The 11,695-nt window shown below is 35.3% G+C and carries 8 protein-coding genes; 5 read left to right on the top strand and 3 right to left on the bottom strand.

The features are described from left to right. Window positions 1-16: 16 nt before the first annotated feature. On the top strand, window positions 17-3,010 hold the full coding sequence (locus WJM97_RS02545) for a PAS domain S-box protein (RefSeq protein ID WP_353931490.1): 2,994 nt from the start codon (window positions 17-19) through the stop codon (window positions 3,008-3,010). 148 nt (window positions 3,011-3,158) lie between these two features. Continuing rightward, window positions 3,159-4,652 (top strand): site-2 protease family protein, encoded by a 1,494-nt coding sequence (locus WJM97_RS02540; RefSeq protein ID WP_353931489.1) that lies wholly within the window; start codon window positions 3,159-3,161, stop codon window positions 4,650-4,652. Window positions 4,653-4,689: 37 nt separating this feature from the next. On the opposite strand, the gene WJM97_RS02535 is transcribed toward WJM97_RS02540, so the two are convergent. Then, complete coding sequence (locus WJM97_RS02535; RefSeq protein WP_353931488.1) at window positions 4,690-5,910, bottom strand: glycoside hydrolase family 10 protein; 1,221 nt, start codon at window positions 5,908-5,910, stop codon at window positions 4,690-4,692. A 524-nt stretch (window positions 5,911-6,434) separates the two neighbouring features. Between WJM97_RS02535 and WJM97_RS02530 the strand changes: the two genes are divergently transcribed. Beyond that, window positions 6,435-6,815, top strand: a complete 381-nt coding sequence (locus tag WJM97_RS02530; protein WP_353931487.1) for a hypothetical protein — start codon at window positions 6,435-6,437, stop codon at window positions 6,813-6,815. Window positions 6,816-7,309: 494 nt separating this feature from the next. On the opposite strand, the gene WJM97_RS02525 is transcribed toward WJM97_RS02530, so the two are convergent. Next, a complete protein-coding gene (locus tag WJM97_RS02525; protein ID WP_353931486.1) occupies window positions 7,310-8,479 on the bottom strand; it encodes a helix-turn-helix domain-containing protein in 1,170 nt (389 codons plus the stop codon). A 321-nt stretch (window positions 8,480-8,800) separates the two neighbouring features. Here WJM97_RS02525 and WJM97_RS02520 point away from each other — a divergent pair, with 321 nt between their 5' ends. Then, window positions 8,801-8,926 (top strand): hypothetical protein, encoded by a 126-nt coding sequence (locus WJM97_RS02520; RefSeq protein ID WP_353931485.1) that lies wholly within the window; start codon window positions 8,801-8,803, stop codon window positions 8,924-8,926. A gap of 157 nt (window positions 8,927-9,083) precedes the next feature. Here the strand turns inward: WJM97_RS02520 and WJM97_RS02515 are convergent, their stop codons facing one another. After that, window positions 9,084-10,313 (bottom strand): glycosyltransferase family 4 protein, encoded by a 1,230-nt coding sequence (locus WJM97_RS02515; protein WP_353931484.1) that lies wholly within the window; start codon window positions 10,311-10,313, stop codon window positions 9,084-9,086. Window positions 10,314-10,517: 204 nt separating this feature from the next. Here WJM97_RS02515 and WJM97_RS02510 point away from each other — a divergent pair, with 204 nt between their 5' ends. Continuing rightward, on the top strand, window positions 10,518-11,504 hold the full coding sequence (locus tag WJM97_RS02510) for a glycosyltransferase family 2 protein (RefSeq protein WP_353931483.1): 987 nt from the start codon (window positions 10,518-10,520) through the stop codon (window positions 11,502-11,504). The last annotated feature ends 191 nt before the right edge of the window (window positions 11,505-11,695 follow it).

Raw genomic sequence — 11,695 nt, 5'->3', positions numbered from 1 at the left:
ATTAGCTGAAATAATTATGAATGGTGATTATATCACTGTAGACAGAAACACTTACGAATCTCTACAACAGGAACTTCTGGAACTTCGTCAAGCAGTCAGCAGCTTGAAGCAAAATAAGTTATCTGCTCCTGTTGGGTATGATCACAAGCAGATGAGTTTATTTTTAGAATATATCCCCGCAGCGATCGCCATATTTGATCTTCAGATGTGCTATTTATCAGCAAACCGTCGTTGGCGAGAAGATTATGGTTTAAAAGATCAAGAAATTATTGGTCGTAGTCACTATGAAATTTTTCCAGAAATACCCCAACATTGGCCAGAAATTCACCAAAAATGTTTAAAAGGTGAATTCGCAAAATGTGAAGAAGATAGCTTTCACCGTACCGATGGCACAATAGAATGGATCAAATGGGAAATACATCCTTGGTATCAAGATAGTAATGAAATCGGCGGCATGATCATGTTCACCGAAGTAATTACCAAACGTAAACAGGCAGAAATAGCCCTATTAAAAAGTGAAAAACGGTTAAGAGATATTGCCACAAATCTGCCGGGGGCAATTTTTCAATTTACCAACCGCAATAATGTTTGGGCTGTAGATTATATCAGCGATTTTATCTGGGAACTAGCTGGAATTACCGCTAATGAAATGATAGCAGATTTTCATAAATTTATTTCCCTTGTTCATCCAGAAGATTTTAATAATTATTTAAACTCTGTAATTGCAGCCATTCAAAATTCTACCCCTTGGCATTATGAAGGAAGACTCATCAAACCCAATGGAGAAATTACATGGTGGCAAGGAGACTCAACCCCAACCACAAATGAAAAAGGTGAGATTATTTTTTGTGGTGTTTTATTAGATATTACAGCCAGAAAAACAGCCGAAGCTGCACTGAAAAAACTCAACGAAGAATTAGAACATAAAGTAGAAGAAAGAACAACTGCCTGGCGTAAAAGTGAAGCTAGACTACAGAGATTAGCTGACAATGTACCAGGAATGATGTATGAATTCTGTTTATCACCTGATGAAGAAATGTCCTTTAACTACGTCTCTTCAGGATGTCGAGAACTTTTAGAATTAACTCCAGAAGAAATCCAACAAGATGGATTATTAGTATTTAATTATATTCATCCCCAAGATATACCAGAGATAAAAGATAGAATATTTCAATCTGCCCAAACCTTAGATAACTATGAAGCTGAATGGAGAATTAAAACTACTTCTCATATCAAAAAATGGGTCAAAGCCATAGCCAAACCAGAAGTACAGAATAATGGTAATATAGTCTGGTATGGTTGTTTATTTGAAATTACTAAACTCAAACAAGCCGAATCAAAATTACAAGAAAAAGAAGAATTTCTGCGTAGTATTTATGAAGGTATTACTCAAATTATATTTGTACTTGATACTATGGGCGAAGATGATTTTTCCTATGTAGGAATGAATCGAACTGCCGAAAAAGTTACAGGAATAAATGAAAAAGATTTAATAGGTAAATCACCAAGATATGTACATGGGGAAATAGAAGGTCAAAAAGTAATTAACCGCTATAAAAGTTGTATAAAATTAGGTAAAGCGATTACTTATGAAGAAAATCTTACTATTAAGAATCAACCGAATTGGTGGCTAACCACACTTCACCCAATCAAAGATAATGACGGAAATATCTATCGAATTATAGGAACTACTATAGATATTACTGAGCGAAAAAAAGCCGAAGCTGCGCTGCAAGATAGCCAGGATTTTATTGAACGTATTGCTAACTTCTCCCCTAATATTATTTATATTCTTGATTTAGAAGAAAAACGCAACATTTACGCTAACCGAGAAATTACTAACTTATTAGGATACTCCCTCTCAGAGATCAAAAGTATGGGAGTCAATTTAATTCCCACAATCAGCCATCCAGAAGATGTAGAAAAAATGCAAGCACATTGGCAGAGGTGTATGAATTCTGCCGATGGAGAAACCCTACAAGTTGAATACCGGATCAGAAAAGCCAATGGTGAATGGTGCTGGTTATACAGTCGAGATACAGTTTTTAATCGTCACGAAAATGGAAAAGGTAAGGAAATTTTAGGTGTAGCTACAGACATCACAGAACGCAAAAAATCAGAAATATTATTACAAGAACAAGCCGAAAACCTGAAAAATGCTCTCAGAGATTTAAAGCGGACACAAACTCAACTTATCCATAGTGAAAAGATGTCATCTTTAGGGAATATGGTAGCTGGTATTGCCCATGAAATTAATAATCCTGTTAACTTTATTCACGGTAATCTATTTCCAGCCTACGAATATGTAGAAGACTTATTAAGTGTATTAAACTTATATCAAAGATACTTCCCAGAACCACCAGAAGAAATTCAAGAAAAAATCTTAGATGTAGAATTAGAATTTTTGAAAGAAGATTTAGTGAAACTGCTTAACTCGATGCGTGTAGGTACAGACAGAATTAGAGAAATTGTCTTATCATTGCGTAACTTCTCCCGTTTAGATGAAGCAGAAGTCAAAGAAGTTAACATTCACGAAGGCATAGATAGCACCTTAATGATTTTGCAAAATCGCCTCAAAGCCCAGCCAAATCATCCAGCAGTATCAGTAATTAGAGATTACGGAAATATCCCACTCATTAAATGCTATCCAGGTCAAATGAATCAAGTATTTATGAATATTTTTAGTAATGCTATTGATGCTTTAGAAGAAGTGAAGCTCATTACTAAACCAAGAGAAATTAGAATTACTACTAAAATGATCAATAATTCTCGATTAGCTATCCGTATTGCCGATAATGGATCAGGAATACCTCCAGAAATTCTTACCAAATTGTTTGACCCATTTTTTACCACGAAAGATGTAGGTAAAGGTACAGGATTAGGGCTTTCTATTAGTTACCAAATTATAGTAGATAAACATAAAGGTAATTTATATTGTCACTCTACCTTGGGGCAAGGAACAGAGTTTGTAATTGAAATTCCTATTACTCAAGCAGCAAAACCTAAGTAGGGTTTGCGGAAATAGTTTTTCAAGCCAGTAGGAGTCAGGAATAAAAACATTATTTGGGCAGACTGCTATTTGCGTTATAGATTAGTTATTAAACATAACTAAAAAACCGGACTGGTTCTGGCTTAGTGTCAATAGCAAAGGTTGAGCGATGTTAACTTCATCAGAAACTCCGATAATTGCGGCTGTCGTCCTAGTCGCTTTCTCCATTTTAGGTTGGGGCTTTTATCGCGCCAGACCTTTTGGTAAACTGGGCATCCTAGCCTGGTTGCAGTCTGTAGTATTAATGACCCCTTGGCTAGTATTTTTCGGCCTGTTTGCCGCTGGAATTTATATCAATATAGCAGGTGTATTGTTATTGTTAGTGCTGTCAGCAGGAATATACATTGTCTTAGGTAGACAATTACGCCAAGCAGGCCAAGATGCCATTCTCCAACAACGAGCAAACCAAAGACTGGCACAGGAAGCATCAGAAGCTGCGAAAACTCCAGAAAATGACCAACCCGCAGTGGTAGCAGCAGTAAAATCGGAGTCAATCACAATACCAGAAGAAGATTTAAGCAGCATTAGAGGTATTTTCGGTATTGATACATTTTTTGCCACAGAAACCATTCCCTATCAAGAGGGAGTAATTTTTAGAGGTAACTTACGGGGAGAACCAGAGGAAGTTCACAATCGGCTCACCAAAAGTTTACAAGAACGCTTAGGTGATAAATATCGTCTGTTTTTGGTGGAAAACACAGAAGATAAACCAGTGATGATTGTTTTACCCAGTCGCACTGATCCGCGTCAAATGCAATTATCACAAAAGGTTTTTGCTGTCATCCTCTTAGTCGCAACTATCGCTACCAATTTAGAAGCGGCTGGTTTATTACTGAATTTTGATCTATTTGCCGAACCATCGAGAATTTCTGAAGCTTTACCCATTGGCTTAGGAATATTTACAATTTTGATCATTCATGAAATTGGTCATTGGTGGTCAGCAAGAAAATACCAAGTCAAACTAACTTGGCCTTTTTTCCTTCCCGCTGTACAAATTGGTTCATTTGGGGCAATTACCCGCTTTCAGTCTTTATTACCTAACCGTAAGGCGTTATTTGATATTGCTTTAGCGGGGCCTGCTTTTGGGGGTATTGTCTCTTTAATTATGTTAGTGACAGGGTTGCTACTTTCCCACCCTGGGAGTTTATTCCAATTACCTAATACCTTTTTCCAAGGTTCAATTTTAGTCGGCAGTTTGGCGCGTGTAGTTCTCGGTTCTGCTCTACAACAGCCTTTAGTCAGTCTCCATCCTCTGGTAATTATTGGTTGGTTAGGATTAGTAATTACAGCCTTAAATTTAATGCCAGCTGGACAATTAGATGGTGGACGCATTGTTCAATCAATTTACGGACGCAAAACTGCTAGAAGGGCAACAATTGCTACTTTAGTTGTGCTGGCTGTAGTGTCTCTAGGTAATACTCTGGCTTTTTATTGGGCAATTGTGATTTTCTTTCTACAACGGGATGCAGAACGCCCCAGTTTAAATGAAATTACTGAACCCGACGATGCTAGAGCGGCTTTAGGTCTTTTGGCTCTGTTTTTAATGATTAGCACTCTTTTACCCCTCACACCTTCTTTAGCTGGTAGGTTGGGAATAGGATGATGGGGTGATGGGGAGTTGGGGAGGATTAATAACCCAATTACCAATCACCTTTCCATCCTGTGAGTAAGTTAGGATAGGTGGTTGGTTTGGGGAAAAGTTGTTGCCAGCCAGCTTGACGTTGTGGGGCTTTTTCTTCGCTGATGTTCCACAGAGTTTCATAAAAGAAGAAGGAAACACCGGCAAATTGGCGATCGCGTACTGTTTGGACTTGGGTTTTAATCTGCTGTATGGGAACTGAGCGATTTTTTAACCCACTCAAAATCCCAATGCTGACAGGTATATGTTTCCTTGCTGCTATTACTTCCGGGTATTCTAATTCTTGGATGAAGACATTTAAATCATTTCTATAAATCTGCAAAACCAAATCTTCTACTAATCCCATTCTTTCCCATTTCTGCCAGTCTGCTAAATAATATTCATAGGAAAATCTTTGGGGATTAGGAGCAACGGAAACTAGACAATCTTTTTTATCAGCTTTAATCGCCAAAAATACCTGTTTCATGAATTTGGTAATTTTATCAGCCCGCCATTTTACCCATTCTGGATCTTTGGGATTTTCAGAAGGTGCTTGACCTCGATGTTCTAATTTATAAAGAGCTACTGTATAGGGGTCATAACCTAATTCTGATGGTAAGCCAAAATGATCATCAAATTGAATTCCATCAATGTCATAGTTTTTAACTATTTCGACAATTAAATTTTGGATAAATTTCTGTACATCGGGACGAAAAGGACTTAACCACACGCGCTCATGTATTCCTTCTTTGACAATTTGAGTCCCATCACTGCGATTGGTTAGCCATTGGGGATGATTTTTGGCTAAGAGTGAATCAGCAGGAGCCATAAAACCAAATTCAAACCAAGGAATAACTTTTAAACCTTGTTGATGTCCTTGAGTAACAATTTCTTTGAGCATATCTCTTCCTTGTAATCCTGGAGTGGGATCTAAGGATTTACCAATGGCTTTACCCGCAACTTGACTAGGATAAAGTGTATAACCCCAGTTCCATACGGTGGGATAAACAGTATTAAAGTTGAAGTCATGTAATTGTTTTAAAGATTTTTGCAAGCGATCGCGATCAAATAAAACATCGCTGTCAATATTTGTTAACCATACTCCCCTTAACTCTGTTTTTTGTTTTTGAGTAGTAATAATTTCCGCTTTGATAGTTTTTAAAGGTATAGAAACAATAACTATAGTTAATAAACTGAATATAAATATAGCCGCAAATAAACCTGATTTAATTCTTTGATGCACATTCCACCTCAAAATTTTCTAGACTGAGTAAAAATACTATTTTTTTTCTACTCTATTATTTGCTGATTTGGTTGAAAAATATAACCGAACACCAAGATCACAAAATAAAGATAATTAAAGAGACTCAGATCACAGCCTAGATGTTGCTTTGTGATTTATTATTAAAGAAATTTCCGTAAACCCAAAAAGTTTTGGTGAAGGTTAAGTTTAGGGTGCAAAAAGTTATCTCGGAGTTAGTGTTACTGTGTATTTGGCAGAAGTGTAGTCCTGTGTAGCAAATAGAATTTGAGAGATTAATTACGTAAATTCTATTAGTTATAAAAGCGACTAAGAATCGTAAATAAATAACCTAAATGAGATAACTGGAGACCTAATTTGCCTAGATTTTTGAACCTCCGTAAGTGAGTAAATACGGAGGCTATTGTATCTATTTTTTCATGTTGCAGCGAAAAAAAAAGTTGAATTAATTTTCCGGATTTGCAAAAAAATTTGAGTTTATTGTTACACGTAAATATGTAAATACGATGAATATCAAGCTCGATAAACATACTCCCGATAGTCTGGCATCTTTATTTGTCCTCCTCATAGAAGAAGGAATCACACCAAACCAAATCTTGACTGGTATCGTTCGTCTAGCAACTGACAGTAAAGAATTAGAAGGAACAATTGTATCAGCCGATTGTCTACGTTTTTTAATGGCCACTATGCCAGTAGATACCAGTGCGCCTGGTATAACGGAGTTTATTATATCTCTGCCGAAAGAAGGTGTTACTGCTTTGATGTTATTCGATGCTTTGGGTTTCGCGTGCTATGTTCTGGGTTTATTTGATAGTGCAAGTCTGATCCGCTTAACTTATCAAAGATTACAAGCAGATCAAATCATTTCCAAAATGCTGCGCGATTAGAAGCTAATGAAGAATAAATTTTTTTTTACACTGCTAATGACAAATCAAAAAATGCTCAACCACAGTATGGATGAACTGTTGAAAGATTTATATATGTATTATGAGATATCTAGCCAGTTGCTATGAAGCTTTTACAGAGTTAATAGGCTGCTACAACAAATAGGGTAGTTGTACAGTGCTTCATCAACAACTGGCAAGAGGGTTTTAGTTGAGTTCTAAGGGTTGGCTGCCATCCTTCCCCTGGAACGTTCTATCCCGTTTTTGATTTTGATATCTCCATTAAAACGGAAATTAAAAAATTACGTCTGCCAAATTGCCAAAACCTGAAATTATTTTGGCAGACGGTTGATTTTGATTGCATAGATGGGGCGTTGAGGAACGCCCCTGTTCTTATTTATACGTAAGAAGGAAGAGGAAGAAGATTTATCATAGATGGCAGTGTTAAAAGCCTTTCAGTGTCTACTGCTATCCTTTTGCTTCTTAACTTCTGTCGTCTATTTTTTATGCTTATAAATAATATGCTTTTTATGATCAATGCAAATTACACCTTGTTGTTGAAGCTTACCTATTAAACGTGTAATTGTGACTCTACTTGTACCGCAGATATTAGCAATATCTTCATGGGTGAGATGAAAGGTAAGACGTGTTCCTGCTGCTACAGGTTCACCAATTAGCTGTTTTAACAGTTCTAATAAATAGATTAATCTAGTTTCTAATTTTCGCTGACCAGCAATAAATAAAAAATATTCTGCCTGTTGTAATCCCTGTTCAATTTTATCTAAGATCATCTCTTTCAAAGAGGGAAAAATATTTAGTTGTTTGATATGAATAGATACTAACTCTACATCAACTAAGGCTGTAGCTTGATAAAGCTGTAAGGATGTCATCATAGATCCAAAAATCATCTCTGTTGTGGCTAATCTGGTAATGATTTCCTGGCCTGTTTCTGAAAATGTATTCAGTTTAACTAAACCCTGTTTTACATACCAAATTGATTGGGGATGTAGGGGAATATTTTCTCCTTTAGTATATTTATGTATGGAAAAATTATTTTCTAAATCAGTGAGGTTTTGAATAGGTTTCATTTCTACTGATTGATGGGGATAGATTCTTTGTATTAGCCAGTATAAAGTCTGATATCTATCCTGATTATTAATGACAGATTTAACTTTTAAACAAGCATCAAAACAATGATCATAACGTGGTTGGATGGGTAATAATATTTCTTTGATTTCTGCGGATTTAGATATCTCTACAAGTTGACTATAAAAGTTGTGGTGTTGTTCTTGTGGGATAAAGTTAATTATGGGTTTACCAACTAGAAAGTTTATAGGTATGTTGAGTAATTGTGATGTGGTTTGGTTGGCAGTTTTAATGATACCTTGTTGATTAGTTAAAATATAAGCAATTGGTGCAAATTCAAATAAGTTTTGGTATTTTTGATATTCTATTTCTAATAAGTTGCGCGTTTTTATGAGTTCTTCATTTTGCTGATATATTTCCTCAGCGGCTATTTGCAGTAATTGTGATGTGGTGTACAATTCTTTAAACGCCTGCGGTACTAAATTATCAGGAATCCAGGGTAGTATATGAGCAGTTTGGTATAGATCAGATAAATATTTATGTAATATTTCTGATTTTTGGAATAATATTTCTATGCTCATTGTCATTAAATTTCCTGATTTAAAATTTTGCAGATATGCAATTATCTTCAAGGTTTTTCAAGCTCAATAGAAATCTATATTTAAAAGTAAAAATTTAATGATTTTATCCATGAGTAAGAAGTTGCTACACTAGGTAAAAAAGTTGAAATCTCTTTTATTTAGTTATTTTATTTAGATGAGTCAATTAGCTGATAGTTTAACCTTAACTAAATACTCATGGGTTAATATTTAAGTACCCATTTTAAGAATTATATTATCTGTGGGTTAATTAAATTAACCCACATAGTCCAGATTATAAAATGTCACATACTGTAAGAATGGATGGCTCGTATAAATGTATTATGGCAACGTTTATGGTTACAAGTAGCGATCGCTAGATTTTTTGTTGTCGTTTTGCTGACTATGCTGAGTTTGCATTTTATACCATTCGTTCATGCAGTATTCTGACCAACAAAAGCAGTATTCATCCCAGCAAAAATCACAGAGGTTAGTTTCCTGAATTTGCTCAGAATTGAAGTGGGGTGTAACTTTATTCCGAGGACAATGGATGTAATTACTCATCGCGGTAAACTCCTTTAAGCTGGATGATGATAATTTATAAATGTTATAATAATAACTTTGATCCTAAGCAAATTTGCTCATAATGATGACCGGCTATTTCCCAGGTAAATTGAGTTTCAATCATTTGTCGAGCATTAACAGAAAGTTTATACCTCAGTTCTGGTTGTTCAAATAGTCTAGAAATAGCATCTATATATTCAGCGGGTTGATTTGCTCTCAATGCTCGTAGTGGTGTGTTGAGACCGTCTACATCTAATCCTTCTAAACCGCGATCGCTCCCCACTACAGGAATACCTGCGGCCATTGCTTCTAAAGTTTTATTTTTAATCCCGAAACCTGTCCGCATTGGTACTACACAAAGAGTAGATTGATGTAAGTATTCTGCCATGGAGGGGACGCGTCCAGTCACATTAATGCCGTTTTTTCCACCCAGTGCTAAAACCTCTGAAGCGGGACGAGAACCAACAATATCAAAGGTTGTGTCAGGATAGATTTTTTGGATTTTAGGTAATACTTGATTACTAAAAAAACAGACCGAATCAATATTAGCTAAATTGTCCATTGCTCCAATAAAAACAATCCGATGTCCTCTTGGATCTTGAGGACGAATGGGAAAGGAAACTAAGTCTACACCATTAGGAATAACGGCTATTTCGGCGGTTTGATTAAATTGTTTGAGTTGGACTTTATCCTCTGGTGTAGTAACTACAATATTGCTAAACTTAGAACAATAATTTCGTTCATAGCGGCGCAATAAAGGCAAATTAATTTTATCTCGTAACCGATTTTCTGATGTACCAGTTGCTAACTGATTTAAACAAGTTCCATAGACAGAACTATGAACATTAACCATAGTTTTTACATGGGTTTTAAATTCAGGACGAATGTAAATTTCGTTAACACTATGTTCACAAGTAACTACATCACATTTACCCGATTTAACAAAATTGTCAACCCATGTTTGCATTTCTATAGAATAACGATTAAGAACACTGGGAGGTGTACCAGTTACTAAAAAAGTACCTAGTCTCTGGATTTTCTTCAGTGTTCCTACGGATGTAACTTGTTCTGGAGGACGATCAAATACAACTAACTGATTTACACATTCTCTTAAACCTGCTATTTCTGCATCTGTAACATCAGACTCTCGTTGAGTCACAAGGGTAATATGATGATTTTGACTAAGGTATTTGAGTAAATTAAAGGTTCTGACTTGCGTTCCCCCCCTAGTTGGTGGATAGGGAAAGGTGGAGGACAACATTAAAATATTCATATAAAATGTAGTAAATTTATCAGTAATGTCTAGTATTTTACTGGCTAAACAATAACATAATATACTAAAATGGGTTGTGATTCTGGGTAAAAATTAGTGAAATAAAATCTCTAAGTGTTTGCACTCTTGCTAGTTAATTAATTGATTCAGTAATAGCTATTCAGATTTTTCGTACATATTTTAATTAGTAAATGTTTAGATCCTATGCCTAAAGTTAGTGTTTGTATTCCCACTTATAACCGAGAGAATATACTTCCTTATGCAGTTAATAGTGTATTATCTCAAACTTATACAAATTTTGAACTAATTATCTGTGATGATGGTTCGACAGATAACACTGCGGAGATAGTTAGTCAGTGCAATGATCCGCGCATTCGTTATATTAGACAACCTGTAAATGGTGGACGTAGTCGGAATATGCGTTCTGGTTTTGAAGTTGCTACAGGGGATTATTTCATTAAATTTGATGATGATGATGCAATCACACCAGAATTTTTAGAAAAAACTGTAGCGGTTTTAGATGCAGAATCAAATATAGATTTTGTGTGTACAAATCATTGGATTATTAATCAAAATAATCAGAGAGTTGAATCTGCTACTCAAGAGAATTCAATTAAATGGGGAAAGGATAAATTAAAAGGTATCATTCCCGATTTAATGCGAGAAACATTTATCCAGCAAAGTCTACAAGTTGGTTCTACTTTATTTCGCCGAAATTGTTTATTAGAAGTTGATTTTATGCGTCCAGAAGCTGATGGATGTGAGGATTTTGATTTGTTAGTGAGGTTAGCTATTGCGGGTAAACAAGGATATTTTTTACCAGAATTTTTAATGGAATATCGCTTTCATGGTGGACAAACCAGTTTAAGACAAAATCTGCATTTTTTAAAAGCCAAAGTTTTCTGTATTGATAGTTATAGATTTCCTGATCAAGAATTAGAAAAACAGCGACATCATAAATTAGCAGTCACTCAACAAGTTCTAGCATTAAGATTAATTGAAAACGGTAATACCATAGAAGGTAGAAAATTTTTACAAGCATCAAGTCAGGTTTTGGGGAGAGATAAGAAAATGTTAATGGGTTTCATTCTATCCTATTTGCCAATGAATTTAAGAAACTTTGCTTTGCAGGTTTTTCGTCAACTTCGTCCTCAAGATTATACTGAACAGGTACGGAAAGCTGGTGTTTAAAATATAACTGGCTAGGGCTTGATGATTTGTTAAGTTCACGTTAATATTAGGATCAAAGATGTATTCTGTATTTTAATACTCTTTGTGTGAAAAATATTTCCCAAACAGCAAAGAATTTATAGTTGAATGTTAACTATAAATTTTCAGTAAATATAATCAATCCTTAATCTGACAATAAACTAAAAAAGTAT

The organism is Okeanomitos corallinicola TIOX110 (assembly GCF_038050375.1).
In the GTDB taxonomy this organism is placed as follows: Bacteria; Cyanobacteriota; Cyanobacteriia; order Cyanobacteriales; family Nostocaceae; genus Okeanomitos; species Okeanomitos corallinicola.
Note: the sequence above shows the minus strand (reverse complement) of the source record. Positions and strands in the feature narration are given on the sequence as shown.

Bases quoted from the DNA above. Each gene is read 5' to 3' on its own strand.
- WJM97_RS02530 (WP_353931487.1), top strand. From the start codon at position 6,435: ATGAATATCAAGCTCGATAAACATACTCCCGATAGTCTGGCATCTTTA.
- WJM97_RS02520 (WP_353931485.1), top strand. From the start codon at position 8,801: ATGGCTCGTATAAATGTATTATGGCAACGTTTATGGTTACAAGTAGCG.
- WJM97_RS02545 (WP_353931490.1), top strand. From the start codon at position 17: ATGAATGGTGATTATATCACTGTAGACAGAAACACTTACGAATCTCTA.
- WJM97_RS02515 (WP_353931484.1), bottom strand. From the start codon at position 10,313: ATGAATATTTTAATGTTGTCCTCCACCTTTCCCTATCCACCAACTAGG.
- WJM97_RS02525 (WP_353931486.1), bottom strand. From the start codon at position 8,479: ATGAGCATAGAAATATTATTCCAAAAATCAGAAATATTACATAAATAT.
- WJM97_RS02510 (WP_353931483.1), top strand. From the start codon at position 10,518: ATGCCTAAAGTTAGTGTTTGTATTCCCACTTATAACCGAGAGAATATA.
- WJM97_RS02540 (WP_353931489.1), top strand. From the start codon at position 3,159: ATGTTAACTTCATCAGAAACTCCGATAATTGCGGCTGTCGTCCTAGTC.